Raw genomic sequence first — 26187 nt, forward strand, 5'->3', positions numbered from 1 at the left:
TGCCGAAGCCTTATCCATGCCCATTTCTCTGTGGCAATGGACAGGCTCCAGCGAAAAGCAAGCGGGCAATCAGACGAGCGCCGACCCCTCTGCCCCGGCAAGCAGCTTGTCGATGGTGAGCGGATAGTCCCTCAGCCGAATGCCGGTCGCATTATAGATGGCGTTGGCGACCGCCGCCCCCGCTCCGCAGATGCCGAGCTCACCGACGCCCTTGGCCTTCATCGGCGAGCTTTTATCGTCCACTTCATCCACGAAAAACACATCCTGCTCCGGAATGTCGGCATGCACCGGCACCAGATATTCGGCCATGTCATGATTGACGAAAAAGCCGAAGCGGGTGTCCACCGTCAGCTCCTCCATCAACGCCGCGCCGACACCCATGGTCATCGCGCCGATCACCTGGCTGCGCGCCGATTTGGGATTGAGGATGCGCCCGGCGGCGAAGGCACCGCCCATGCGCCGGACGCGCACTTCCGCCGTATCAACATCAACGCCAACCTCGCAGAAATGCGCGCCGAACGTCGCCTGCGCATAGCGTTTGGTGAGGTCCCCAAACTCTATGCGGTCTTCTGCCCACAATCCGTCACGTCCCGCCAGCGTGCCCAGTTTTTGCGACTTGTTGCCGAGCCGGACCAGGCCATCCTCAAACAGCGCCTGATCGGCGGGAAAGCCTGCCGCCTCAGCCAGCTTGGTGCGCAAGGCTACGCAGGCGGCATAGACGCCAGCGGTCGAGCTGTTGGCGCCGAACTGCCCACCCGAGCCCGACGAGACGGGATAACGGCTGTCACCCAGCCGCACCGTCACAGCGTCGAGCGGCACACCGAGCATCTCCGCAGCGGTCTGGCCCAGGATCGTATAACTGCCGGTGCCGATGTCGGTCATGTCCGTTTCCACCGTCACATGACCACGCGCATCCACGCCCACCCGCGCCCCGGAGGGTACTACCAGATTGCCGCGGAAGGCGGCGGCCATGCCCATGCCTACCAGCCAACGGCCGTCGCGCAACTGGCCAGGCTTGGCGCTGCGCCGATCCCATCCGAAACGTTGCGCACCTTCACGCAGGCACTCGATAAACTTGCGGCTTGAAAAAGGCCGCTGCGGACCCGCCTCCGGATCATATTGCACATCGTTGCGGATGCGCAATTCGACAGGATCGATGCCGCAAGCTTCCGCCAGTTCATCCATCGCGACTTCCAGCGCCAGCATGCCAACAGCCTCGCCCGGAGCACGCATGGCGTTGCCTTCGGGCAGATCAAGCGTCGCCAGGCGATGAGCCGTCAGACGGTTTGCGCCGCGATATAGCTGCCGCGTCTGCTGCGCCGCCAGTTCTGGGCTACCGCCGGGCAGGTCGCCAGACCAGACCTCATGCGCGATCGCGTCGATGACGCCGTCCCGGTTCGCTCCAAGGCGGATGCGCTGGATGGTCGCGGGGCGATGGGTCGTGTTATTGGGTATCTGCGGCCGGGCGAGCGCGACCTTCACCGGCCGTCCCACCGTCTTGGCGCCGAGCGCGGCAAGCAAGGCGTCGGCGCGCAGGAATAGCTTCCCGCCGAAGCCGCCGCCGATATAGGGCGCGACCACCCTGACATTGTCCTTGGGGATCTTCAGCGTCCGCGCGATTTCGCCGACCGCCCAGCCAACCATCTGGTTCGCGGTCCACAAAGTAAGCTTATCGCCGTTCCAGGCCGCTATGGTCGCGTGCGGCTCCATCATGGCATGGCTTTGATCGGGCGTCGTATAATGTTGATCGATCTTCACTGCCGCCTTCGCAAAAGCGCCGTCAAAGTCTCCAACCTTGCTGTCGGGATCGCCGCCGAAGCCCGGTTGCGGAACGCTCGCCTTGCTGCGTTCGGCTGCAAGGTCGTAGCGGCCCTGTTCCGGCGCATAATCGATACGCAGCAGCTTGGCCGCGTCGCGCGCATTTTCGAATGTGTCGGCGACCACCAGCGCGACCGCCTGATCATAATGTTCGATCTGCGGCCCGCCCAGCAAATGGGCGGTGTTCATATTGCCCTTCCCGAGCGGCCCCGCATTCTGATGCGTGATGATGCCGAGGACACCGGGCGCAGCTTCCGCCGCGCGCAGATCGATGGACCTGATCTGCCCCTTGGCGATGGCCGATCCGACAATCCAGCCATAGGCGGCGTTGGGCGCGACGTCATGACGCTCATAGGCATAGGGCGCAGTGCCGGTGACCTTTGCCGGACCTTCGATCCGATCGTGAGGAAGGCCAACGACACGGCCGCGATCGATCGGGTTGTTTGTGGCAGGCGTGTCAAACTTCACGAGCGAGCCTCCTTCTGCCGGAAGATGGATGCAAGCGTGCGGGCGGTCAGCCCCTGCTTGAAGGCGTTCTGCGCGGTCGGCCTTGCTCCGGCCAGCGCGGCGTCCGCCACGACAGCGGCTCCTCGCGACGCCGCAGCATCGGCCGCTTCGACCCTCCATGGCTTGGGCGCGAGGCCGCCAAAGGCGAAACGCGCGCTGCCATCGCGGCCGAAGACCGCCGCCACCGAAACCAGCGCGAAGGCGTAGGAGCTGCGGTCCCGGACCTTGCGATAGACATGGGTGCCGCCTATCGGGCGGGGCAGCGTGACCGACGTGATAAGTTCGCCCGGTTTCAACACATGTTCGATATGCGGCGTATCTCCGGGCAACAGATGGAAATCGGCGAGCGGGATGGACCGGCGCGCGCCATCGGAGGCCAGCGTATCGACATGGGCGTCGAGCAGCCGCATCGCCACCGCCATATCAGACGGGTGCTGGGCGATACAGGCGTCGCTGGTGCCGATAATCGCCAGGCTGCGGCTGATCCCCTGCAAGGCACCGCAGCCACTGCCGGGCTTGCGCTTGTTGCAGGGCATGCGCGTGTCGTAAAAATAGGGACAACGGGTGCGCTGAAGCAGATTGCCTGCGGTCGTGGCCTTGTTACGCAGTTGGCCCGATGCTCCGGCGAGCAGCGCGCGGCTCAACACCGCATAATCACGGCGTACGGTCTGATCGGCGGCGAGATCGGTATTGCGCACGAGAGCGCCTATTCTAAGCCCCCCCTCTGCGGTCTTTTCGATCCGGTCCAGACCCAGGCGATTCACATCGACCAGATGCGCGGGCGTTTCGATCTGCAATTTCATGAGGTCGAGCAGATTAGTGCCGCCCGCGATGAAGCGCGCGCCCGGCGTGCCGGCGGCCGCCTTCACGGCCTTTTCGGGGCTGGATGCGCGGCTGTAGCTGAAGGGTCTCACGCCTTGTCCTCCCCTGCGGCATCGCGAATGGCGGCGATGATGTTGGGATAGGCTGCGCAGCGGCAGATGTTGCCGCTCATCCGTTCGCGCAGTTCCGCGTCGGTAAAGGCGACCTTGTCCAGATCCGCCGTCGCATGACTGGGGACCCCAGTCTTGATTTCCTCAAGCACCGCAACAGCCGAACAGATCTGGCCGGGCGTGCAATAGCCGCATTGATAGCCGTCATGGGCGATGAAGGCGCGCTGCATGGGATGCAGCTTGTCGGGCGATCCGAGCCCTTCGATCGTCGTGACGCTTTCGCCTTCGTGCATGACGGCGAGGGTCAGGCAGCTGTTGATTCGCCGCCCTTCCACAATGACCGTGCAGGCGCCGCACTGGCCATGATCGCAGCCTTTCTTTGTTCCGGTGAGTTGAAGATGCTCACGCAGCGCGTCGAGCAGCGTAGTGCGCGGGTCGAGTTGCAGATGCACCTCCCGGCCGTTGACGGTCAGTTCGACGGGAACCATGGGCTCTCCCTTGCTTGAATGCGGTTGGCTTCTCGATGCAGCCTGTGCCGGGCCGAGCGCGGGAAGCGCCGCTGCGGCAACCGCTCCTCCCTGCAGCAGGCCGCGGCGCGTGAGATGATCGGACGTCACAAGCCTCTCCTCCCGTTGCTGGCCCGATCCCATGACGAAGCACAGCCGAAGATGATCCCGGATCTGCCGGAAAAGATGAAGGGCGCAGAGTAACAGCGAGCCACGCCACGCCAAGCCGAAAAGAGACAGGATGCGGCCGCTGACGCTGATGCGAAGAAATTTGCGCCGCCCGCCATTTCTCCCTTGCCCAGTCGGATAAGCGCTGCTAGTTGCCCGCCTCACCCGCCGAGAGGGACTTCTCCTCCGGCCGCCAGAGCGGGCGTAGCTCAGGGGTAGAGCACAACCTTGCCAAGGTTGGGGTCGAGGGTTCGAATCCCTTCGCCCGCTCCAGTTTTCCCAGAAACTTTCATCCCCTCATCGATGTTTCTGGGCAAGCCTACTCCCGATCGACATGGATAAGCCGCCGCAGCCCGGCAGCTGTATTGCCCGGCGCGCCGTGCGGTTCGCCGCTTGGGAGGCTGGTGAGCAGGCGTAATGCCTGCCCACCCGCTCCGTCAGTCGCGCTCGCGGTCGCCCGCGCCCATATAGAGTTCGCTGCCGGTTGCGCGGAACACCTCGCTCATCTTCGCCATGCCTTCTTCGGCATCCTCGGCCGCGATGAAACTGTCTGCCGGTTGGTTCTGCTTGGCGGCAAAGTCCCTGACTTCCTGCGTGATCTTCATGGAGCAGAATTTGGGGCCGCACATGGAACAGAAATGCGCGGTCTTCGCGCCCTCGGCGGGCAGCGTCTGGTCGTGATATTTTTCCGCCGTGTCGGGATCGAGCGACAGGTTGAACTGGTCCCGCCAGCGGAACTCGAAGCGGGCGCGGCTCAGCGCATCGTCGCGGACTTTTGCGGCGGGGTGGCCCTTGGCGAGGTCGGCAGCGTGGGCGGCGAGCTTGTAGGTCACCACGCCGACCTTCACGTCGTCGCGGTCGGGCAGGCCCAGATGCTCCTTGGGCGTGACGTAGCAAAGCATCGCCGTGCCGTACCAGCCGATCATCGCCGCGCCGATGCCGCTGGTGATATGGTCATAGCCCGGCGCGATGTCGGTGGTGAGCGGCCCAAGCGTGTAGAAGGGCGCTTCTCCACATGCCTCCAACTGCTTGTCCATATTCTGCTTGATCTTGTGCATCGGCACATGGCCCGGCCCTTCGATCATCACCTGCACATCCTGTTCCCAGGCGCGCTTGGTGAGTTCGCCCAGCGTGTAGAGTTCGGCGAACTGCGCCTCGTCATTGGCGTCGGCGATGGAGCCGGGGCGCAGACCATCGCCCAGCGAATAGGCGATGTCATAGGCCTTCATGATCTCGGTGATCTCGTCGAAATGCTCGTAGAGGAAGCTTTCCTTGTGATGGGCAAGGCACCATTTCGCCATGATCGACCCGCCACGGCTGACGATGCCGGTGACGCGCTTGGCGGTCATCGGGATATAGGGCAGGCGCACGCCCGCATGGATGGTGAAATAGTCCACGCCCTGCTCGGCTTGCTCGATGAGCGTGTCGCGGAAGATGTCCCAGGTCAGCTCTTCGGCGATGCCGCCGACCTTTTCCAGCGCCTGATAGATGGGCACGGTGCCGATCGGAACCGGCGAGTTGCGCATGATCCATTCGCGCGTGTCATGGATGTTGCGGCCGGTCGACAGGTCCATCACCGTGTCCGCGCCCCAGCGGATCGACCAGACCAGCTTGTCGACTTCGCTCGCCACGTCGGACGCGACGGCGCTGTTGCCGATATTGGCGTTGATCTTCACCAGGAAATTACGGCCGATCGCCATCGGCTCCGATTCCGGGTGGTTGATGTTGGACGGGATGATGGCGCGACCGCGCGCGACTTCCTCGCGGACGAACTCGGGCGTCACATAGTCGGGGATCGACGCGCCCCAATCCTGCCCGTCGCGGACATATTCGGCGAGACGGGCACGGCCGAGATTTTCACGCTCGGCGACATATTCCATCTCCGGCGTGATGATGCCGCGGCGGGCATAGTGCATCTGGGAGACGTTCATGCCGGACTTCGCGCGCAGGGGCCGTCTGATCGTGTTGGGGAAGGATTGGACGCCGCCGGAACGATCCGGTCCTTTCAGGCCGTTATCTTCCGGCTGGATCGTGCGGGCGTCATATTCCTCCACATCGCCCCGGCCAATGATCCAGTCGCGGCGCAAGGCTGGCAGGCCCGCCATGATGTCGATCCGCGCATCAGGATCGGTGTAGGGGCCGGACGTATCATAGACGCGCACCGGCGGCTCGCCGCTGCCCGGCTCCAGGTCGATCTCGCGCATGGCGACCTTGAGCGGGCCGACATGGATTTTGCGCGAGCCACGGATGGGCCCGGTTGTAACGCGCATTTCGGTGCGGGCGGGGAGGTCGGCCATGAGTTTTCCTTTCAGGCGATAACGGTTGCGCGGCCGGTGAGGCCAGCGAGGAAGAGAAGGATGCCCAGCACGATACTGACGATCGCCCAGGCGCGAGTGAATTGGACCGACCAGCGGCCGATCCTGATGAGCGGCCCCGGCACGGCGAGCAGCAGCGCGCCTTCGACCAGCGCGACATAGCCGATCAGCGACACGATGACGGCGAGGGGATCGGTCCAGATGCTGTGGATGAGGATCAGCGCTGCGCCCACCGCGAATACAGGAAAGCCGAGGGCCATGACGAGACCGGGCGAACGCTCCAAATCCTCCATCATAGCGCGCCAGCGCTGCGGCGCAGTGAGGCCGCCGATTCCCACGACGATCATGTAGAGGCCGATCGCTTCGGAGAGGCGCAGGGTCAGGACGGAAATCGTGTCCATCGGCAGTCCGTCCTCCTCTTCGTCGCGCATGGCGGAGGATGGGCGGATTGCCTTTGACAAGCCGTCCCTCCCTACGCCGGTTTTAACCGGATCAGGTTCAGCGGGTCGCAGCCACATCAGCCGCCTCTCAACCGCCTGTGAGCGGTCCCCCGGGGATGACATGCGATAGCCCAAATGTGAGCGTCACGCCACCCCGTTCGACGCTGGACAGGCGCGGCGCTTTTCCGCTTTATGGCGGCGATGAAGCATCATGATCTGTCCACCAAGGAAGGGCGCAAGGCGCACCGGCACGAGATGCGGATGATCGCAGTGCGGCCGCGCCGCTGGGGGCTGTGGCTGCTGACGGCCGGATTCCTGCTGGTGCTGACGCCATCGGCGCTCGATGTGCATAGCCTGTTCGGGCTATGGCCGCCGATGCTGGGCGCGATCTGCTTCCTTGCGGGCGCACCTTTGCTGGTCGCGAGCGTAGTGCTGAAGCGGCGTTATGTACGGGAGCGGGCTGCGGGGGAGGCGATGGTGGGCCGGATCAAGAGGTGAATCGCTGATGGGCGGATTGGTTCGGCCATTTTCAGACATCAAGAACCGTTCGGGCTGAGCTTGTCGAAGCCCCTCTCTCTTCTCTTTTTTGCGCGCCATTTCTGAGAAGTAGTAAAACCCATCGACAGGCTCAGGGCGAACGGAGTTTGGTGGCTGCAATCCAGCCTGATCTGCCGCTCGGCGTTATACCGCCTCGAACATCAGCCTCATGCCCGTCCTCGGCCGGATCGTCAGGCGGCTGATCGGTTCCGGCTTGAACCCCTGGGGCACCGACAGGCGATAACGGCGCACGACGCTGGCGATCACCGTCATCACCTCCTGCTGAGCGAAACCGGCGCCGACGCAAACGCGCGGACCCCGGCCGAAGGGGAACCAGGCTTGCTTCACCATATCCGCATTGGCCGGGTCTTCGAAGCGGGCGGGATCGAAGCTGTGGGGGCAGGACCAGTTGTCCTTGTTCCGCTGCGTCAGCCAGGGCGCGACGACCAGCATCGCGCCTTCCTCAAGGTTCTTGTCGCGCATCGGCATGGGACAGGGGACTTCGCGCGGGAAGAAGGCGACCGGCGGGTAGAGGCGCAGCGTTTCGCGGAAGATGTTGCGGATAGCATCCATGTCCTTGAGCATGGCTGCGGTGAGCGGCGCGTCCCCGGCGATCCCTGCCACCTCCGCTCGAGCCGCCGTCTGGATATGGGTGCATTCCGCCAGCATGTAGAGCGCCCAGGTCATGGTGCTGGCCGAAGTTTCATGCCCTGCAAGAAAGACCGTCGAAACCTGATCCATCACCTGTTGCAGGGTGAAATGTTCGGCCGTGTCCGGATGCCTCGCTTCGATCAGCGATTGTAGAATGTCCTTGTGAGGAGCCTCCCCGCGCTGATGGAAGCCTTCATAGCGCGCCTCCACGATCGGACGGAAGACGTCATGGATCGCTCGAGCGGGCTTCAGCGATCGCCGCTCAAACCATCGCGCCGGGAAGCCGTAAAGGCGCAGCATCGACGCGCTGTGGGCCAGGCGCTGGAACTTGCCGAAGGCGCTATGGATGATGTTGGAGCGGCGTTCGTCCAGCGCCTCGGAAAAGAGCGTGCGGAAGATGATGTCGGCCGCAACATGGGTCATCATCGGATCGATATCGACCGGCTCGCTCTTGTCCGCCATATCAAGGCGCGCGAGCAGGTCGTCCGCCGCCGCGACCATCAGCGGCATGGAGCGGTTGAGCGCCGTATGGGCAAAGGCCGGGTTCACCATGGCGCGCTGGCTTTCCCAATCCTCGCCATTGGCCGAAAAGACGCTGTTGCCGATCAGCGGCGAAAGGTTGCGGACCAGCTCGCGATGCTTGGGGTAGGCCGTGCCGCCACGCAGGATCTGGTCCACGAGCGGCAGCTCATTGGCGATATACATGGTCTGGCCGGGCATGCGGATTTCGCCCAGCTTCATCGTGTAGCTCTTTTCAAAGAGCACATGGATCCAGCTGTGCCAGCCGCGCAGGAAACGCTTCATCAGGCCGCGCTTGGTGCGGGGCGGCTCGGGATAAGGCGGGGTGAAGGCTTTGGTCACTGGATGGCCCTGAACTGCGCTATCGCATCGTCGATCGTGCGGCGGCCCGCGGTAAGGCTGACATAGTCCACCGGCGATATGCGATCGCCCACCCGAAGATAATCGAAATGCGCCTCATATTTGTTCGACCAGCCGCTGTGATAATTTTCCGGCTCGTAAAAGAGGTGAAAGCGCGGAGACAGCAGGTCCACACGGGCAGCGCAACGGTCCGACACAAGGCGGATCGGATGCACGTCATAATAGGCCGCGCCATCCGGAGGCGCTGAAAAATCGACTAGCCGGAAATGCTTGTCGTCCAGCGCCCTCAGGTCGGCATGATACCAGGCCGCATCCTTGCGCAGCGCAACGACGGGCACCACCTGGCCCAGCGTCAGCACGGTGAAATTGGCGGGTAACGGCTTATCGCCCCGCAGTTCGAGGATGCGGCGCAGCACGCTCATGGCGTAGATGGTGCCATTGCTGTGCGAGGCAAAGATCACCTCGTCATAAGGCCCATCCATCTCCTCGACGATGCGGGCGGCGAACTGGTCGAGCCGGGCGTTCATCTCCTCGCCCGGGCCGTCGGCGGCGACGCTGTGATTGTAATACATGAAGCGCAGCAGCCAAGGCACGATCAGCTTGTTGAGCAGGCGGCCCGACAAGGCGACGCTGACCGCAATGCCGATCAATGCCGCCACCCAGAAAGGGACCAGCAGCGACAGCAACAATGCCGGAATAAGCGCCAGCGCAAGCGGGATCAGCACCGCCAGCAATGGGGGATAGAGGATGGTGATGACCGGCCCCGGCCGCAGCTTTCGCATACGCAGGAACTGCATGTGCCGGGCATGGGCGCTGTAGGTGGCGATGGAACGCCATGCCAGCAGCAGCGGGTTGCGTATCCACACCTTGCCGACCAGATCCTCCCAGCGGAGAAACTCATAATCGGTTTCAACTCCGGCGCTGTGGTTGGTGACGGTCCAGATGGCCGACGACACAGGCCCGGACCGGCGCGGGCTCACCTCCACCTGTTCCCCGGACAGGCGCGAATAGGTCTCCGCCTGCTCGCGATACATCTGGTGGTAGAAACGCACGCCGCGCGGGTCGAAACCGCCAAGGTAGAAGACTTTACGCTTGAACTTTTCCATGGCCCCTGTTCCACATCGGGCCATGACGACACCCGAACGCGATTACTGCTATTTCATAGACCACCGCAAATACAACCGAAACATCGGCTGCCGCCGCCATGACAATGCCTACGGCATCAATGGCGGGGGCAGCGAGCGAGACCGCTGGCGGGCGGACTTTGCCTTTTACCGGCATATGCGGGACAATGGCGATCCCATGGCGCTGCCGTCGCTGCTCGCCTGCCTGGTCTTTGGCTGGTTCTGCTGGAATTATCATCCCGGCAAAGGGCTTTGGCGCGGGCAACTCTTGCGCCGCTTCGTGAAAGCGCCGAAGTGAGCCGCATGACAGCCAAGCATGTTTCCATCGGGCCGGTGATGATCGGCAACGACCTGCCCTTCGTCCTGATTTCCGGACCCTGCCAGATCGAAAGCCGCGATCATGCGATGAGGATGGCCGAAAATCTGTCTGGCGCGGCTGCCAGGGCGGGCGTGCCTTTCATTTTCAAATCCTCCTTCGACAAGGCCAACCGGACTTCCGTGTCCGGGCAGCGTGGCGTGGGCATTGATGCGGGGCTGGCGATCCTGGCCGAGGTGAAGGCACGTTTCGGCTGCCCGGTTCTGACCGATGTGCATGAGGCCGGGCAGGTCGGTCTGGCGGCACAGGCCGTCGATATCCTTCAGATCCCGGCCTTTCTGTGCCGCCAGACCGACCTGCTTCTCGCAGCCGGGCGGACAGGCGCGGTCATCAACGTGAAGAAGGGCCAGTTTCTCGCGCCCTGGGACATGGCAGCGGTCGCGCAGAAGGTCGCCTCTACCGGCAACGATCGCATTTTGCTGACGGAGCGGGGGGCGAGTTTCGGCTACAATACGCTGGTCAGCGACATGCGGTCGCTGCCGGTGATGGCGCAGACGGGCTATCCGGTGGTGTTCGACGCGACCCATTCGGTGCAGCAGCCGGGCGGGCTCGGATCAGCTTCGGGCGGGCAGCGGGAATTTGCGCCGATACTGGCGCGCAGCGCGGTTGCGGCAGGCGTGGCGGCGATCTTCGCCGAGGCGCATGACGATCCGGACAATGCGCCTTCGGACGGCCCCGTGATGCTGCCGCTGGAATGGGTCGGGCCGCTGCTGGAGAAGCTGAAGGCTATTGATACGGCGGTGAAGGGGTAGAGCCTCCTCCTCCGCTCTGAGCCCTCCTCCGTTCGTCCTGAGCTTGTCGAAAAGCTTCACCTCTCTTCGTAAAGGAGAAGGGCTTCGACAGGCTTAGCCCGAACGGGGGAACGGGGGAAGCTGGTTTACGGCCTCGTCTGGCCCGTTCCGCGCACCAGCCACTTATAAGTCGTCAGCCCCTCAAGAGCCACCGGTCCTCGCGCATGCAACCGCCCGGTCGAAATGCCGATTTCGGCGCCCAGGCCAAACTCGCCCCCATCCGCGAACTGGGTCGAGGCGTTCCACATGACGATCGCACTGTCGACCGCATTCAGGAACCGCTCCGCTTTTGCTGCGTCCTCGGTGATGATCGCGTCGGTATGATGGCTTGCGTGGGCAGCGATATGGGCGAGCGCTTCGTCCAGTCCATCCACGATCTGGATCGACACGATCGCGTCGAGATATTCGGTATCCCAATCCTCGTCGGACGCAGCAGTGACGCGGCTGTCCATCACCTTCACGGCTTCGTCGCCGCGCACTTCGCATTTGGCGTCGAGCAGCGCCTTCACGATCTGAGGCGCTCCAGCGAACGCCTTGTCGATCAGCACCGTTTCGGTCGCGCCGCAAATGCCGGTGCGGCGCATCTTTGCGTTCACCACCAGCTTGACCGCCATGTCGGGATCGGCTGCGCCATCGACATAGCTGTGGTTGATGCCGTCAAGATGCGCCAGCACAGGCACGCGCGCCTCTTCCTGAACACGCGCGACCAGGCTTTTGCCACCGCGCGGCACGATCAAGTCGATGAACTCGGCCGCCTTGAGTAGCGCGCCCACCGCCGCACGATCGGTCGTGGGAACGAGCTGCACGGCGTCGGCGGGCAGTCCGGCGGCGGCGATGCCTTCGGCCATGGCGGCATGGATCGCGCGGTTGCTCTCCTTCGCCTCGCTGCCCCCGCGCAGGATCACGGCATTGCCCGCGCGCAGGCAGAGCGCGGCCGCATCGGCGGTTACATTGGGACGGCTTTCATAGATGATGCCGATCACGCCCAGCGGCACGCGGACGCGGCTCAGCTCCATGCCATTGGGCCGGACCTGCTTGTCGATCACGCTGCCGAGCGGATTGACGAGCGTCGCCACCTGATCGACCCCCGCCGCGGTCGCGAGCACCCGATCCTCGTCCAGCCGCAGCCGGTCCAGCATGGCCGGCGAAAGACCGTTGGCCGCCGCATTTTCCATGTCCCGCGCATTGGCGGCGATGATCTGCGGCGCCTGATCACGCAGCGCCTGAGCAGCGCGGCGCAACGCGTCGATCTTCTGCGCGTCGCTCGCACTGGCCAGCACTGCGGCGGCCGCGCGGGCGCGCGCGCCCATCGTCGCGATCAGCATTTCGGGGGTCTGGGTGAGGTCGTTCATGTCGGTCATGCCTTTCGCCCGCGCCCTTAGCATGAAAGCATTGCGAAGCGAACCCATATGGGTCGGCCGACGTCAGTTCACGGCCTCATTTGTTACGCCGCCTGGGCAAGGCTTTCCGTCTTGAGCGCCCGATACATGCGGCAAGGAGGGATGTTACGCCACTCCGTCCGCTCGGCGATCTCGTTGAATTGCCCCTGCAGCAGTCCGCGGACGAAGGCCGAATATTGATAGACCAGAAATTCGCCACCCGGCCGGATCGCCCGCTGCGTTTCCGCGCAAATCGACTCGCCGACGCCATCCGGCAGGGTCGAGAAGGGAATGCCCGAAAGAATATAGTCCGCCTGCCGGTGTCCTGCCTCTGCGATGAAACGGCGAACGTCGGCCGCCGATCCATGCACGACGCGCAGGCGCGGATCGTCGATCTGCGCCTCCAGCCAGGCGACGAAATCCAGGTTGAGGTCGATCGCCAGCAACGTGGCGTCAGGGTGCATCCGCTCCAGGATCGGCCGGGTGAAGGTGCCGACGCCGGGACCATATTCCACGAACAACCGGGTCCGCTGCCAATCGACCCGTTCCAGCATGCTGTTCACCAGGGCAGGCGAAGAGGGAATGACCGAACCGATCATCCCCGGATGCTTCACGAACTGCCGGAAGAACATGCTCCACTGGCCCAGGAACGACGCCGGATCTGCTTTTTTCTTCAAGGGAATGGAGGCCATTAATACTCGCCTGTTTGCCTTCACGTCAGGGCGTTGCAAATATCGGCATGTCTTGCAAGCCGCTTTGCACGCTGGCGGACTCACGCCCGGCCTGGGTTAGCGAACGCGCGGATTGCGGATGGGTTCAATCCGCAATCCGCTAGCCCTTGTTAAGATTGACGTTCACGCGAACGCAACATGCCCGGAGCCACGAAACCGATGGGATCGATCCGCATCGCGCTTTGCTTGAGCTGACTCTGGATCTGCTCATATTCGCGCTCCATCTCCGGCGTGACCGAAGCGCGCGTTTCTTCAAGCGCTGCTTCGAAATGCGCCTGGCCGACCTTATCGACCGACAAGGACTGGCGTAGCGCGACAAGGCCAGCGCGGCGCACCAGATCCTCCAGGTCCGCGCCAGTGAACCGCTCTGTGCGTTCCGCCAGATCATCCAGGTCGACATCGTCGCTCAGCGGCATCTTGCCCGTGTGGATCGCCAGAATGCGCCTGCGCCCAGCCTTGTCGGGGACAGGCACGTAGATCAGCTCATCGAAGCGGCCCGGCCGCAGCAGGGCAGGATCGATCAGCGTCGGCCGGTTGGTAGCCCCAATGACGACGACGGACTGCAGCTCTTCAAGCCCGTCCATTTCGGCGAGGATGGTGTTCACCACTCGCTCCGTCACAGCCGGTTCGCCCAGCCCGCCGCCGCGCGCCGGGACCAGGCTGTCCAGTTCATCGATGAAGATGACCGTCGGCGCCACCTGCCGCGCGCGAGCGAACAGGCGGGCGATCTGCTGCTCGCTTTCGCCATACCATTTGGACAGCAGGTCGCTCGACTTGGTCGCGATGAAGTTGGCCTGCGCCTCTCGTGCGACCGCTTTCGCCAGCAGGGTCTTGCCGGTGCCGGGCGGGCCGTAGAGCAGGAAGCCCTTGGCAGGGCGGATGCCGATGCGGCGGAACGCGTCGGGGTCCTTCAGCGGCAGCTCCACGCCTTCCTTGAGCCGCATCTGCGCATCGTCCAGACCGCCAATATCGGCCCAGCCGATATTGGGCGCCTGCACCATGACTTCACGCATGGCGGAAGGCTGAACCCGTTTGATCGCCGCCATGAAGTCGTCCCGCGTGACGGAGAGTTCCTCAAGCACGTCGGGCGGAATCGTCCCTTCCTCCAAATTGAGGCGCGGCATGAAACGACGCACCGCCTCGATCGCCGCCTCGCGGGTCAGCGCGGCGAGGTCAGCGCCCACGAAACCATAGGTCATCCGGGCCAGTTCGCCCAAGTCAACGCCTTCGGCCAGCGGCATGCCCCGCGTGTGAATACCCATGATCTCGCGCCGGCCACGTTCATCGGGGACACCAACGATGATCTCACGATCGAAACGTCCCGGACGCCGCAGCGCCTCGTCGATCGCCTCGGGGCGGTTGGTGGCTGCGATGACGACGAGATTAGTGCGCGGTTCAAGGCCGTCCATCAGCGTCAGCAATTGCGCGACCAGGCGCTTTTCCGTCTCGCCGGTCACATTGCCGCGCTTGGGCGCGATCGAATCGATCTCGTCGATGAAAAGGATCGAAGGCGAGGACTTCGCCGCCGCCTCGAATATCTCGCGCAACTGCTTTTCGGACTCGCCATAGGCAGAGCCCATGATTTCCGGGCCGTTGATCAGGAAGAACTCGGCCTCCGATTCATTCGCGACCGCCCGCGCCAGCCGCGTCTTGCCGGTTCCCGGCGGGCCGTGCAGCAGCACGCCCTTGGGCGGATCGACGCCCAACCGTTCAAACAATTCGGGATAGCGCAGCGGCAATTCGACCATCTCGCGCAGTTGGTCGATCGCCTCAGCCATGCCGCCTACATCGTCATAGGTGACGTCGGCCCGGCGCAGTTCGCGCGGTTCCTCATATTCGGCGCGCAGTTCGATCTCCGTATCCGCGTCGATCTGCACGACGCCCTTGGGCGTGGTGGACACGACGACAAGACGGATTTCCTGCAGGGCATAGGCAGGCGCTGCCAGCATCTGGCGCAGCTGCGGCGGCATGTCGCCGGGCGGCACCTGCTGCTGTCCGGCCGTTGCGACGATATCGCCCGACGCCAACGGCCGCTGAAAAAACACCCTCTTCAGCGCTTCGGGATTTCCCTGCAGTCGCAGATTATTTTGTGCAGGCGCGAACACCACGCGCTGGGCCGCGCGTGGCTCGACCTTGCTGATATGAACGAAATCGCCCGATCCGACCCCGGCATTGGCGCGCTGCAGGCCGTCCAGGCGCAACACATCCAAGCCCTCATCTTCCTTGTAAGGGCGTACCACGCGTGCGGGCGTGGACCGCTTGCCTGCAATTTCGATTACATCGCCTTCGGCGAGATGAAGTTCCGCCATCACCGCCAGCGGTATGCGCGCAAGCCCGCGTCCAGCGTCCTCAGGCCGTGCATTCGCGACCTGAATCCTGCGTTCCGGGCTGTCCTGTTCGGCCATTGCCATCCCCATTCTTGTCACTGCGTAACGAGATAGGAAACGTCAGAGGCCAAGGAAAGGGCCCGGCGATGATACTAACCTGGGACAAAAAAAGGGCCGACCCGAAGGTCAGCCCGGAAAGTTTTAGGAGAGGATGCCTGAAAGGCCTTTCCGATGTGCGCTGCGGCATGTAATTTCGCAAGTGCGAAAAGAATCAGGGAGTTGCAAAATTTGCATCTTGCCAGTTGACGCATTTTCCTGCTGGGTGGAAAGAAGATGGTTCAGACTGAACCATGCGCCGCTCACTCCGCAACGATGACGCGTCGCAGCAGGCCCAATGCTAAGCTATTGAATAATTTATGCGCAGATTGCCGCCCCTTACCGCCCTCGAGGCCTTTGTTCAGGTCGCCCGCCTCGGCTCGGTGAAGGCTGCGGCAGAGGAACTAGCCCTCTCGACGCCTGCGCTCAGCCGCCGCGTTCAGGCGCTCGAGCGTTTTATCGGCCGGCCTCTGTTCGACCGCAAGCATCAGGCGCTGGAAATCAACGCGGACGGGCAGAAGCTGCTCGACGACATTGCCCCCGCCCTCGACTCTCTCAGCCAGGCGCTGGAAAATATTCAGAGCGGCGGCAACCAGTTGCGCCTGCGCCTCGCGGTCATGCCCCTTTTCGCCACCCAACGCCTCTTTCCGCATCTGGGCGCGTTGCGGCAGAAGCATCCGCAACTCCATATCGACATCGAAACGACGCCGCATGCAGTGGCGCGGCTTGGCGAAGGGCTGGACGCCGCGATCGTCCTCGCCAAGGATATCGACCCGGCGCTCTACGCGCACGAACTCGATCATGACGAGGTCTATCTGATCGGGCGCCAGGCGCTGCTGGAGGCACCCAACAAGCTGGCGTCTCCGGCAGATCTGGCGCAACACACCATCCTTCTCCACCGCGACATGGTAATGTCGTTCGACGCGTGGAAGGAAGCGGTCAAGCTGCCGGACCTGCAGCCCCTGGCGATCGACAATTATGATTCCGGGCAGTTGATGCTGGAGGCTGCGGCGCAGGGGCTTGGCATCGCCGTGATGCACGCCAGCCACTATAATGAGGCGCAGGACCCGCGGCTGGTGCGGCTGTTTCCGGAAACCCGTGTGGAAAGCCCCTATCGCTATTATTTCGTCTGCCGCCCGCGCGCGCTGCAGACCCGCGCCGTGCGCATATTCCGGGACTGGCTGATCGGCGCCGACATCTGACGCGAAAGAATATCGCCTGCTGATCAGCGGCTTGTAATTTTTAGGCTTCTGCGCCCTTAACTTGGTTCACTCCACGCCGTTATACGGGGGCATGACTGGGGCATCATCATCCGCAAATCCGCAGCACGGCTTGGCTGACCGCCTGACTCGATGGGCGCGTGGCCTGTCGGGCAAAGGCGACGCTGAAGAAGAAGCGGAGGATACCGAACCGCAACGCGCCCGCGCGGGCAGTAGCGCCCATCGCGAGATTAATCGCCGCCGCAAGCTGTATGACGAGATCGGCAATTTCCTCTTTGCCCATGATCTTGACCTCACGCCGCTGAATTTTGGGGTGGCGCATGACTATCTGACCGGCGCGCAGATCGGCGTGGAAAAAGCCATCCGGGCCGTGCTTGCAGAGCGCGGCAAGATCAGCAACGGCTGGGTGGAGGAACTGGTCGCCGAACAGCGTTCCGACGAGGTGACGCCCGAAGCGCTTTCCACGATGCTGGCCAAGGTCGAGGAAAATCTGTCCGAATTCACCGGTCTCATGACCGAGTCGCGCAATTCCGCGAAGGATTATGGCGCCGCGCTGCAGGAAGAGGTGAAGGGCCTCGCCGCCGGTGGCGATAACGAGCCGGTGCTGGGCCGGCTTGTCGCGCTGACCCGGTCCATGGTGGAAAAGACCCGCCAGGTCGAAGGTCAGCTACGCCAGAATGAGAAGCAGAACCACGCCCTGCGCTCAAGCCTCGCCAACGCCCGCCGCGCCGCCGAGCATGACCATCTGACCGGCCTGCCCAACCGCCGCGCCTTTGAAGGCACGCTGCGCGAGGAAGTCGCCACGGCCCAGAAGGAAGGCCAGCCGCTGGCCGTCGCCTTCTGCGACATCGATCATTTCAAGGTGATCAACGACACCCATGGCCACGATACGGGCGACCGGGTGCTGAAGTTCGTCGCGGGCCTTCTCGCCAAGATCAGCAATGACCAATGCCACGTCGCCCGTCATGGTGGCGAGGAATTCGTGATGCTGTTCCGGGGCAAGACCGCCGCCGAAGCCTGTGAGGCGGTGGACAGCGTGCGCCAGGACCTTGCAACCCGCAGTCTCGTCAACCGCACCAATGGCGAACGGATGGAGCGTGTAAGCTTCTCAGCAGGCGTCTCCAACGTCCTCGCCTATGACGATCCGCGCGCTGCGCTCAAGGCTGCCGACCGGGCGCTGTACCTTGCCAAGGAACATGGCCGAAATCGGGTCTATTTGGCCGCCGAAATCGACTGACAGCTGCTGGCGTTCAGAAGTCCGGCTTTTCATAATGAGGCGGCGGCGTGATCACCTCCATCCGCTCTGACAGGAGCGGGCGGAAGGAGGGGCGTGACTTGAAGCCCGCGTACCAGCGCTTCACCGTCTCATGGCCGGCCCAATCGATGCCGCCCAGATAGTCAGCGACGGAAAGATGCGCCGCGGCGGTAATGTCCGCCAGGCTCATGGTTCCACCTGCCATCCAACTGCGATGGTCGAGCAGATAGTCCATATAATCCATATGGACATTGGCGCGCTTCATCGCCTCGCGCAGCACCCGGGCATCGGGTGGCGCACGCTCGATCAGGCGCTTTTTCATCCGCTCGTGCAGCAGCGGTCCGACGACGTCGCCGTAAAAATTCTGATCGAAAAAGGCGACCAGTCGCCGCACTTCCGCCCGGCCCGCCGCGGTGCCCGAAATCAGAGGGAATTTTTCGACCGTTTCCTCGAAATATTCACAGATCGCCTGGCTATCGATCAGCGTGATGCCCTTTTCCTCGTCCACCATGACCGGCGTGGTCCCGGCGGGATTGAGGTCGAGAAACTCGTCGCGCGCCTCCCACGGGGATTCGCGCACCAGATCATAGCCGACCCCCTTTTCGCCGAGCAGCAGGCGAATCTTGCGGGAGAAGGGACAAAGCGGGAATTGGAAAAGCTGCCACATAGCCTTCCTGTTAGGCGGACCCAGCCTTCGCGAAAAGCGGCAAAATCGCTCGCTCCTGCTTAAATGCGGCGCGATAATGGTGGAAACTTTGGCCCCAAGGTCGCGATCCGGGCTTCCGATGATCGGATACAGCCTCTAGAGGGTCTGGAACCGTTAAGGAAAGGATGCCTGATGTCTGACGATTTTTTCCCGGTGCCTTCGGAATGGGCCGCCTCGGCGCTGCTCGACCGGGATGGACGTGCGGCAGATTATCAGCGATCGATTCAGGAGCCGGACGCCTATTGGCTGGAAAGGGCCAAGCGGCTCGACTGGCAGTCCTTCCCGACCAAGACCAATGAAAGCAGCTTCAACGAGGCTGATTTCGGCGTCAAATGGTTCGCCGACGGCGTGCTCAACGTCAGCGCCAACTGCATCGACCGGCACCTTGCCGAACGGGGCCATCAGACCGCGATCATCTGGGAACCGGACTCGCCCGACGCGGAGCCGCGCCGCTACACCTACGCCCAGGTCCATGAGCAAGTCTGCCGCTTCGCCAATGTGCTGAAAAGCGCTGGCGCGAAGAAGGGCGATCGTGTCACCGTCTATCTGCCGATGATCCCGGAGGCGGCCTTCGCCCTGCTCGCCTGCGCGCGGATCGGCGCGATCCATTCGGTGGTCTTCGGCGGTTTTTCGCCCGAAGCGCTCGCCGGCCGCATCATCGATTGCGATTCCACCCTCGTCATCACCGCAGACGAGGGCTGCCGCGCGGGCAAGAAGGTGCCGCTGAAGGCCAATGTCGATGCTGCACTCAAGGAGTGCACGAGCGTCCGCAAGGTGCTCGTCGTCCAGGCGACAGGCGGCGCCGTCACTATGCAGGATGGCCGCGACCTCTGGCTGCATGAGGAAGCCGCCAAGGTTTCCGCCGATTGCGCGCCCGAACCGATGAATGCGGAAGACCCGCTATTCATCCTCTACACCTCTGGTTCGACCGGCAAGCCCAAGGGCGTGCTGCATACGACCGGCGGCTATCTGCTCTGGGCCAGCCTGACGCACGAACTCTGCTTCGACTACCGCCCCGGTGACATCTACTGGTGCGCGGCCGATATCGGCTGGGTCACGGGCCACAGCTATATCGTCTATGGCCCGCTTGCGAACGGCGCGACCACGCTGATGTACGAAGGCGTGCCCAACCATCCGACCCCCAGCCGTATCTGGGAAGTGGTGGATCGCCATCAGGTGCAGACGATCTTCACCGCGCCCACCGCCCTGCGCGCGCTGATGAAGGAGGGGGACGAGTTCGTCACCAAGACCAGCCGCAAGTCGCTGCGCCTGCTCGGGACCGTGGGCGAGCCGATCAATCCGGAAGCTTGGCGCTGGTATCATCATGTCGTGGGCGAGGATCGCTGCCCGATCATCGATACTTGGTGGCAGACCGAAACCGGCGCGGCGATGATTGCTCCCATGCCCGGCGCTACCGACCTGAAGCCCGGCTCCGCGACCCTGCCGATGCCCGGCGTCGTGCCGCAGATCGTCGATGGCGAAGGCAAAGTGCTGGAAGGCGCGGCGGAGGGTAACCTTGTCATCGCGCAAAGCTGGCCCGGCCAGATGCGCACCGTCTGGGGCGATCATGACCGCTTCTTCCAGACCTATTTCACCACCTTCCCCGGCAAATATACGACCGGCGATGGCGCCCGCCGTGACGCCGACGGCTATTACTGGATCACCGGCCGCGTTGATGACGTCATCAACGTGTCGGGCCACCGCATGGGCACGGCAGAGGTCGAAAGCGCGCTCGTCCTGCATGAAGCCGTGGCAGAGGCGGCAGTGGTCGGCTTCCCGCACGACATCAAGGGCCAGGGCATCTACGCCTATGTGACGCTCAACGCTCATGAGGAACCTACCGAAGAACTGCGCAAGGCGCTGGTCGCGTGGGTCCGCAGCGAAATCGGCCCGATCGCGACGCCTGACGTCATCCAGTTCGCCCCCGGGCTGCCCAAGACCCGCTCCGGCAAGATCATGCGCCGCATTCTGCGCAAGATCGCGGAGGGCGAGGTTTCGGCACAGGCGCTGGGCGATACCAGCACGCTCGCCGATCCTTCGGTGGTCGATAATCTGGTGGCCAACCGTCAGGGATAAGAAGCATGGGTCAGGACATGTCAGTGCAGCGCTACAGCCTCGTCGCGCGCACGCTGCACTGGATCATGGCGATCCTGATCCTCTTCAACCTGTGGCTGGGCATCGCGCATGACTCCCTGCCACGGGATTGGCAGGTCATGCCAGTGCACAAGTCGGTCGGCCTGACCGTGCTGGCGCTCGCCATTTTGCGCCTCATCTGGCGGCTGACCCACCGCCCAACGCCTTTGCCTGGACTGCTGCCCGCCTGGGAAATACTGGCCGCCAAGGTCACGCACTACAGCTTCTACGCCTTCATGCTGCTGGTGCCGCTCACGGGCTGGATCATGACCTCCGCAGGCACTCGGCCGCTGAACTGGTTCTTCCTCTTCGACGTCCCCAAATTCGCCGTATCAAAGGCCGACCCCATCGTCGGCCTTTCGGCAGAGGCGCATGAGATAATCGGCTATCTCTGGGTCGCCCTCATCCTGCTGCATGTTGCCGCGGCGCTGCGCCACCACTTCATCCTGAAGGACGATGTGCTTCGGCGGATGCTGGGGTAGCTGCCGTCACCCAGCGAAGGCTGGGGTTTCAGGCCAAATCACGCATTCCACGAAATCCATTTTTCGCTGGAATGACGCAGATGAGTCTAAATCAGCTCACCGATCAGCAACTTAGGCAGCGCTCCAGACTCGCCGCGCGCCTCCGCCATGAAGCGGTTCTTGAGCATCGAAGTGCGCTGAACCGCAGCCAGCCCAGCGCGGCGGACCAGCGAAGGAATCCGCCCCGGCACGTCGAACAGTCGGACCAGCCCATCCATCGCGACGCTGACTGACATCGCATCCAATCCGCGCCACCGCTGATAGCGCGCAAGCAGCTGCGCATCGCCGGGGTCCAGGCCCAGCCGCATCCCATCCACCAGCACCTCGACCAGCGCGGCCACATCGCGGAAGCCGAGGTTCAGTCCCTGCCCCGCAATGGGGTGAATCGCATGGGCGCTGTCGCCCACCAATGCCAGCCTCGTATCGGTGATCCGCGCCGCATGGTGGAAACCCAGCGGGTAGCTGGAGCGCGGCCCGGCGAGCTTGATCTCGCCAAGGAACCCGCCCATGCGCTTCTGCGCCTCCGCCAGCCAGGCGCGCTCGGAAAGCTTCAGCATCACCGGCGCCTGCTCGGTAGGCACCGTCCAGACGATGGCCGAGCGCGTCCCGGGCAGCATCGGCAGCAGCGCGAAGGGGCCGCCGGGGTAGAAAATCTCATAGGCCGTGTTGGCGTGCGGCACCTCATGGTCGATCGCCGTCACCATGGCCGTATGCTTATATTGCCAGCGCGTCGTGCGAATCCCCGCGGCCTCGCGGGTCGGGCTGTTGCGTCCCTCGGCCGCCACCAGCAGCGCGCCGTGCAGGATCTGACCGCTTGCCAGCGTCAGCGTCACGCCGTCAGCGTTCCGCTCCACATGCGTGGCGCGATCGGGCTGGAAGCGGGTGAGATGCTCCGCCTTGTCCGCCGCTTGGGCAAGGGCGACGCGCAGGTCGCGATTGGGGAACATGATCCCCATTACGCCATCATCCGGCTCCGGCGCGAAGTCCAGCGCGCCTGGCTCCAGCCCATCGCTCACCCAGATGCGGTCGATCGGACAGCCCTTGCCCTCCAGCAATTCCGCGACGCCAATGGCGGACAGCATCGCATGGCTTGTGGAGGAGATTGCCGACACCCGGCCATCAAAGCCGACCGCGCTCGTTTCCACCGGATCGGCCGGATCGATTACGGCGCAGCGCACGCCGTGACCCGATAGAGCGATACCAAGGGTCAGCCCAACCAGGCCCCCGCCCAAGATGACGACGTCAAACCGTTGCATGCGGTTCTTCTAGGCCGTTGGGCGACGATTGGGAAGCAGGGGCTGAGATCGAACATCGTTCGGGCTGAGCCTGTCGAAGCCCTTTCCTTGTCGAAGGAAAGAAGAGCCCTTCGATAAGCTCAGCGTGAACGAAGGTCGGGAGAAGGATTTATTACAGCCTGCGCACCCAGCCCGCCGGATCGGCCACCGTCCCGCGCTGAATGCCTGTCAGTTCGGTCCGCAAGGCTTCGGTGACTATCCCGCCGTCGCCATTGCCGATGGTGAAGTCGCCCTCAACGCTCTTCACCGTACCAATCGCCGTGACGACAGCCGCCGTACCACAGGCGAACGCCTCCCGCAGCTTGCCGCTGGCTGCATCCGCACGCCATTGCGCAAAGCTGTAGGGTTCCTCGCGCACCTCATGCCCTTTCGCGCGAGCTAGGGTGATGATGCTGTTGCGGGTGATGCCCGGAAGGATCGTGCCCGACAGCGGCGGGGTCACGATCGATCCGTCCTCCATCACGAAGAAGACGTTCATGCCGCCCAGCTCTTCGACCCACTTATGTTCGGCGGCGTCGAGGAAGACGACCTGGTCGCATCCATGACGGGTCGCTTCCGACTGCGCCACCAGGCTGGCGGCATAGTTGCCGCCGCACTTGGCCGCACCCGTGCCGCCCTTGGCCGCGCGGGTATAATGTTCGGACACCCATAGTGTGACCGCCTTCTTCCCGCCCTTGAAATAAGCGCCAGCGGGCGAAGCGATGACGCAGAAAATATATTCCGCCGCCGGGCGCACGCCCAGGAAGCTCTCGCTCGCGAACATGAAGGGGCGCAGGTACAGGCTGCCCTCGCCGCCCGGAATCCAGTCGGCGTCGATCTTCACCAGCTCTTCGACCGCTTCCAGGAAGATATCCTCCGGCAGCACCGGCATGGCCATACGTTCGGCCGATTCGGCGAAGCGGCGGGCATTTTCCTCCGGCCGGAACATGGCGATGCTGCCGTCCTCCAGCCGATAGGCCTTCATGCCTTCGAAGATTTCCTGCGCATAATGCAGCACGGCGCAGGCAGGATCGAGCTGGAAGGGCTCACGCGGGCCTACGGCATGGCTGTGCCATCCCTGCCCCTCGGTATAGCGAATCGTCACCATATGATCGGTGAAGAGCCGCCCGAAGCCTGGGTCCTCCAGCAATACCGCGCGCTGGTCAGCCGATACAGCCTTGCTGCTCGGAGTGACGGTAAAGCGCGACTTCTGCTGGACGTCCATGATCGATGCTCCTTTTGAGGACGGGCCGCCTATGTCACAAACGGCCTGATGAAACAATGGGTCATTATTACTGACCAATTTGTTGCTCTTCCGAAAGGGCCGCTCGGATCAGGCTGGCATCTTGGCGCAGAGGCGCGCGGCCACTATCCCGCCTCCATGCATTTCTTCTCCGACAACGCGACCCCGGTCTGTCCGCAGATGATGGCAGCCATCGCTGCTGCAGATCAGGCGGATCATGGCTATGATGGCGACGCCTGGAGCGCCCGGCTCGACAGCGCCTTTTCGGAGCTGTTCGCCGCGCCCGTTCGCGCCCTGTGGGTCGCGACCGGCACGGCGGCGAACAGCATCGGCCTCGCCTGCCTGTGTCCGCCATATGGCGGGGTCATCTGTCACGAAGAATCGCATATCGTCGTCGATGAATGCGGCGCGCCGGGCTTTTACACCCATGGGGCGAGCCTGATGCCCCTGTCCGGCGAAGGCGCGAAACTCACTCCCGCAACCATTCTCGACCGGCTGAAGATGATCCGCCCCGACGTGCATCAGATCCCGGCGCGCGCGATCAGCATCACCCAGGCGACTGAATATGGTCTTGTATATACCCCGGACGAGCTCGCGGAGATCGGTCGGCTAGCCCAGGACCACGCCATCGGCCTGCACATGGACGGAGCGCGCTTCGCCAATGCCGTCGCGCAGCTTGGCTGTCATCCCGCCGACATCACTTGGCGCGCGGGCGTCGATATCCTGACCTTCGGCTGCGTCAAAAATGGCGGCATGATGGGCGAGGCGCTCCTCTTCTTCGGGGCCCAAGCGGACGCGCGCGCGGCCGAAGCAGCCCGCTGGCGCAAGCGCGGGGGCCATCTGCTTTCCAAGGGCCGCTATCTCGCCGCGCAGATTCTGGCGATGCTGGAGGATGATCTCTGGCTGCAGAACGCCCGCAGCGCCAATGCCGCCGCCGCAGCGTTGGCGCAGGCGGCTCCGGCCCGGCTGCTCCATCCGGTTCAGGCGAACGAGCTGTTCATCCGCCTCACCGCTCCCGAAGCGGCGAGCCTGCGGGCGCAGGGCTTCGATTTCTACGATTGGGGCGAAGGCGCCGCGCGACTCGTCACCAACTGGTCGCAAGACGCCGCCAGCATCAAACCCCTCGCCGAAGCGCTGAGCAGGCTGCCATGACGAGCGAGAGCAACAAAAGCGGCGTCATCATCCCCTTCCTGCTGGTGACGCTGATCTGGAGTTCGACCTGGATCGTCATCCGCGATCAGCTCGCCGCCGTACCGCCCAGCTGGTCGGTCTGCTACCGCTTCCTGTTGGGGGCCGCGGGCATGGCCCTGTTCGCGCTCGCCCGCCGCGTGCCGCTGCGCCTGCCGCCCGCGGGCATCGCCTTCGCGGCCGTGCTCGGCGTGGCGCAGTTCGTCCTCAATTTCAACTTCGTCTATCGCGCTGAGCATTATCTGACCTCCGGCGTGGTCGCGACCATCTATGCCCTGCTGCTGATCCCCAACAGCATCCTGGCCTGGATCGCCTTCCGCCAGCGGGTCAGCCGCGCCTTCATCCTTGGGTCCCTGGTCGCGATCACGGGAATCGCACTGTTGCTGCTCCGCGAATATCGCGCCGCGCCGGTATCCGCCGACACGGTGCTGCTGGGCATCGCGCTCACCTGCTGCGGCCTGCTCAGCGCATCGACCGCCAATGTCATGCAGGGCATGCAGATCGCCCGGCGTCTGCCGATGGCGGCCGTCCTCACCTGGGCGATGCTGATCGGCAGCATGATCGATGCGCTCTATGCGTGGACGACCGTCGGGCCTCCGGTGATCGAATGGCGCGCAGGCTATCTGCTCGGCATAGCCTGGCTGGGCATTGCGGGGTCAGTCATCACCTTTCCGCTCTATTTCCAGCTCATCCAGCGATTAGGACCCGGCCGCGCAGCCTATAGCAGCGTGCTGATCCCGGTCATCGCCATGCTGATCTCCACGGTGGCGGAGGATTATCACTGGACCACATTAAGCGCGGCAGGCGCGTTGCTCGCGGTCGCGGGCATGGCCATCGCGCTACGGGCGAAGGACGCTTAGCGGCGCAATCCCGGCTCATAATGGCGCTTCGCCGCATTCACCCGGTCGATCAGGCTGGCGAGGGACTGCGGCGCGGCGGCCGCACGTTCGGGCGCGGCCAAGCGGCTCATCCGCAGGCTGAGCGCGGCGAAATTACGGTCGATCGGATCCATGTCTCAAGTCCCTGCGAAGCTGCCGGGACCATCCATCGCCGCCTTTGGTTAACGCCGC

The 26187-nt window shown here is 63.7% G+C and carries 24 protein-coding genes, 1 tRNA gene and 1 riboswitch; of the genes, 11 read left to right on the forward strand and 14 right to left on the reverse strand.

Annotation, left to right across the window (positions count from 1 at the left end):
- Positions 1 to 69 precede the first annotated feature (69 nt).
- The 3 genes from paoC to paoA are packed head-to-tail and all read right to left on the reverse strand — an operon-like array spanning position 70 to position 3844.
- A complete protein-coding gene (gene paoC, locus ACZ5Y5_RS11095) occupies positions 70 to 2286 on the reverse strand; it encodes an aldehyde oxidoreductase molybdenum-binding subunit PaoC (RefSeq protein ID WP_464808684.1) in 2217 nt (738 codons plus the stop codon).
- The gene (locus ACZ5Y5_RS11100) at positions 2283 to 3239 is read right to left on the reverse strand and encodes an FAD binding domain-containing protein (RefSeq protein WP_464808685.1); all 957 of its coding nucleotides are present in this window, start codon (positions 3237 to 3239) and stop codon (positions 2283 to 2285) included. The genes paoC and ACZ5Y5_RS11100 overlap by 4 nt, the downstream gene beginning before the upstream one ends.
- A complete protein-coding gene (gene paoA / locus ACZ5Y5_RS11105; RefSeq protein ID WP_464810530.1) occupies positions 3236 to 3844 on the reverse strand; it encodes an aldehyde dehydrogenase iron-sulfur subunit PaoA in 609 nt (202 codons plus the stop codon). Before paoA ends, ACZ5Y5_RS11100 begins: the two co-directional genes overlap by 4 nt.
- On the opposite strand from paoA, the gene ACZ5Y5_RS11110 reads away from it, so the two are divergent.
- Positions 3764 to 3967: a hypothetical protein gene (locus ACZ5Y5_RS11110; RefSeq protein WP_464810557.1), complete on the forward strand. Its 204-nt coding sequence runs from the start codon at positions 3764 to 3766 to the stop codon at positions 3965 to 3967. The genes paoA and ACZ5Y5_RS11110 overlap by 81 nt on opposite strands.
- Positions 3968 to 4129: 162 nt before the next feature.
- Positions 4130 to 4204 (forward strand) — tRNA-Gly (locus tag ACZ5Y5_RS11115).
- A 164-nt stretch (positions 4205 to 4368) separates the two neighbouring features.
- Here the strand turns inward: ACZ5Y5_RS11115 and thiC are convergent.
- Together thiC and ACZ5Y5_RS11125 are read right to left on the reverse strand one after the other, a co-directional pair.
- Positions 4369 to 6228, reverse strand: a complete 1860-nt coding sequence (gene thiC, locus ACZ5Y5_RS11120) for a phosphomethylpyrimidine synthase ThiC (protein WP_464808686.1) — start codon at positions 6226 to 6228, stop codon at positions 4369 to 4371.
- A gap of 11 nt (positions 6229 to 6239) precedes the next feature.
- Positions 6240 to 6707: a DUF2065 domain-containing protein gene (locus ACZ5Y5_RS11125; protein ID WP_464808687.1), complete on the reverse strand. Its 468-nt coding sequence runs from the start codon at positions 6705 to 6707 to the stop codon at positions 6240 to 6242.
- A riboswitch (TPP riboswitch) is annotated at positions 6699 to 6809 on the reverse strand. Its footprint overlaps the gene before it by 9 nt.
- Positions 6810 to 6887: 78 nt before the next feature.
- Here ACZ5Y5_RS11125 and ACZ5Y5_RS11130 point away from each other — a divergent pair.
- Positions 6888 to 7184: a hypothetical protein gene (locus ACZ5Y5_RS11130; RefSeq protein WP_464808688.1), complete on the forward strand. Its 297-nt coding sequence runs from the start codon at positions 6888 to 6890 to the stop codon at positions 7182 to 7184.
- A 183-nt stretch (positions 7185 to 7367) separates the two neighbouring features.
- Here the strand turns inward: ACZ5Y5_RS11130 and ACZ5Y5_RS11135 are convergent, their stop codons facing one another.
- Positions 7368 to 8735 (reverse strand): cytochrome P450, encoded by a 1368-nt coding sequence (locus ACZ5Y5_RS11135; protein WP_464808689.1) that lies wholly within the window; start codon positions 8733 to 8735, stop codon positions 7368 to 7370.
- Positions 8732 to 9859, reverse strand: a complete 1128-nt coding sequence (locus ACZ5Y5_RS11140) for a hypothetical protein (RefSeq protein WP_464808690.1) — start codon at positions 9857 to 9859, stop codon at positions 8732 to 8734. The genes ACZ5Y5_RS11135 and ACZ5Y5_RS11140 overlap by 4 nt, the downstream gene beginning before the upstream one ends.
- A 22-nt stretch (positions 9860 to 9881) precedes the next feature.
- Here ACZ5Y5_RS11140 and ACZ5Y5_RS11145 point away from each other — a divergent pair, with 22 nt between their 5' ends.
- Both ACZ5Y5_RS11145 and kdsA read left to right on the forward strand, forming a co-directional pair.
- Positions 9882 to 10175, forward strand: a complete 294-nt coding sequence (locus ACZ5Y5_RS11145; protein ID WP_464808691.1) for a hypothetical protein — start codon at positions 9882 to 9884, stop codon at positions 10173 to 10175.
- A 5-nt stretch (positions 10176 to 10180) separates the two neighbouring features.
- Positions 10181 to 11005, forward strand: coding sequence for a 3-deoxy-8-phosphooctulonate synthase (kdsA, locus tag ACZ5Y5_RS11150; protein ID WP_464808692.1), 825 nt, complete (start codon positions 10181 to 10183; stop codon positions 11003 to 11005).
- 125 nt (positions 11006 to 11130) lie between these two features.
- Here the strand turns inward: kdsA and ACZ5Y5_RS11155 are convergent, their stop codons facing one another.
- The 3 genes from ACZ5Y5_RS11155 to ACZ5Y5_RS11165 all read right to left on the reverse strand — a co-directional run bounded on the left by ACZ5Y5_RS11155 (position 11131) and on the right by ACZ5Y5_RS11165 (position 15559).
- Positions 11131 to 12396 carry a glutamate-5-semialdehyde dehydrogenase gene (locus ACZ5Y5_RS11155; protein WP_464810531.1) on the reverse strand — a complete coding sequence of 422 codons (1266 nt, stop codon included), beginning with the start codon at positions 12394 to 12396 and terminating at the stop codon, positions 11131 to 11133.
- A 92-nt stretch (positions 12397 to 12488) separates the two neighbouring features.
- Positions 12489 to 13115, reverse strand: a complete 627-nt coding sequence (locus ACZ5Y5_RS11160) for a class I SAM-dependent methyltransferase (protein ID WP_464808693.1) — start codon at positions 13113 to 13115, stop codon at positions 12489 to 12491.
- 149 nt (positions 13116 to 13264) lie between these two features.
- Positions 13265 to 15559: a CDC48 family AAA ATPase gene (locus ACZ5Y5_RS11165; protein WP_464808694.1), complete on the reverse strand. Its 2295-nt coding sequence runs from the start codon at positions 15557 to 15559 to the stop codon at positions 13265 to 13267.
- A gap of 338 nt (positions 15560 to 15897) precedes the next feature.
- Between ACZ5Y5_RS11165 and ACZ5Y5_RS11170 the strand changes: the two genes are divergently transcribed.
- Together ACZ5Y5_RS11170 and ACZ5Y5_RS11175 are read left to right on the forward strand one after the other, a co-directional pair.
- A complete protein-coding gene (locus ACZ5Y5_RS11170) occupies positions 15898 to 16779 on the forward strand; it encodes a LysR substrate-binding domain-containing protein (protein WP_464808695.1) in 882 nt (293 codons plus the stop codon).
- A 91-nt stretch (positions 16780 to 16870) separates the two neighbouring features.
- A complete protein-coding gene (locus ACZ5Y5_RS11175; RefSeq protein WP_464808696.1) occupies positions 16871 to 18034 on the forward strand; it encodes a GGDEF domain-containing protein in 1164 nt (387 codons plus the stop codon).
- 13 nt (positions 18035 to 18047) lie between these two features.
- Here the strand turns inward: ACZ5Y5_RS11175 and ACZ5Y5_RS11180 are convergent, their stop codons facing one another.
- Positions 18048 to 18719, reverse strand: coding sequence for a glutathione S-transferase family protein (locus ACZ5Y5_RS11180; RefSeq protein ID WP_464808697.1), 672 nt, complete (start codon positions 18717 to 18719; stop codon positions 18048 to 18050).
- A 171-nt stretch (positions 18720 to 18890) separates the two neighbouring features.
- On the opposite strand from ACZ5Y5_RS11180, the gene acs reads away from it, so the two are divergent.
- Together acs and ACZ5Y5_RS11190 are read left to right on the forward strand one after the other, a co-directional pair.
- Positions 18891 to 20834, forward strand: a complete 1944-nt coding sequence (gene acs / locus ACZ5Y5_RS11185) for an acetate--CoA ligase (RefSeq protein ID WP_464808698.1) — start codon at positions 18891 to 18893, stop codon at positions 20832 to 20834.
- Positions 20835 to 20857: 23 nt separating this feature from the next.
- The gene (locus ACZ5Y5_RS11190; RefSeq protein ID WP_464810532.1) at positions 20858 to 21373 is read left to right on the forward strand and encodes a cytochrome b; all 516 of its coding nucleotides are present in this window, start codon (positions 20858 to 20860) and stop codon (positions 21371 to 21373) included.
- 86 nt (positions 21374 to 21459) lie between these two features.
- Here ACZ5Y5_RS11190 and ACZ5Y5_RS11195 read toward each other — a convergent pair whose 3' ends face one another.
- Positions 21460 to 22668, reverse strand: a complete 1209-nt coding sequence (locus tag ACZ5Y5_RS11195) for an FAD-dependent monooxygenase (RefSeq protein ID WP_464808699.1) — start codon at positions 22666 to 22668, stop codon at positions 21460 to 21462.
- Between the two features lie 151 nt (positions 22669 to 22819).
- Positions 22820 to 23911 (reverse strand): branched-chain amino acid aminotransferase, encoded by a 1092-nt coding sequence (locus ACZ5Y5_RS11200; RefSeq protein WP_464808700.1) that lies wholly within the window; start codon positions 23909 to 23911, stop codon positions 22820 to 22822.
- 156 nt (positions 23912 to 24067) lie between these two features.
- Between ACZ5Y5_RS11200 and ACZ5Y5_RS11205 the strand changes: the two genes are divergently transcribed.
- Both ACZ5Y5_RS11205 and ACZ5Y5_RS11210 read left to right on the forward strand, forming a co-directional pair.
- A complete protein-coding gene (locus ACZ5Y5_RS11205) occupies positions 24068 to 25081 on the forward strand; it encodes a threonine aldolase family protein (RefSeq protein WP_464810533.1) in 1014 nt (337 codons plus the stop codon).
- Positions 25078 to 25977 (forward strand): DMT family transporter, encoded by a 900-nt coding sequence (locus tag ACZ5Y5_RS11210; protein WP_464808701.1) that lies wholly within the window; start codon positions 25078 to 25080, stop codon positions 25975 to 25977. The genes ACZ5Y5_RS11205 and ACZ5Y5_RS11210 overlap by 4 nt, the downstream gene beginning before the upstream one ends.
- Here the strand turns inward: ACZ5Y5_RS11210 and ACZ5Y5_RS11215 are convergent.
- A complete protein-coding gene (locus ACZ5Y5_RS11215; RefSeq protein WP_464808702.1) occupies positions 25974 to 26129 on the reverse strand; it encodes a hypothetical protein in 156 nt (51 codons plus the stop codon). The genes ACZ5Y5_RS11210 and ACZ5Y5_RS11215 overlap by 4 nt on opposite strands.
- Between the last annotated feature and the right edge of the window lie 58 nt (positions 26130 to 26187).

The sequence above is a fragment of the Sphingobium sp. TomTYG65 genome (assembly GCF_055395525.1).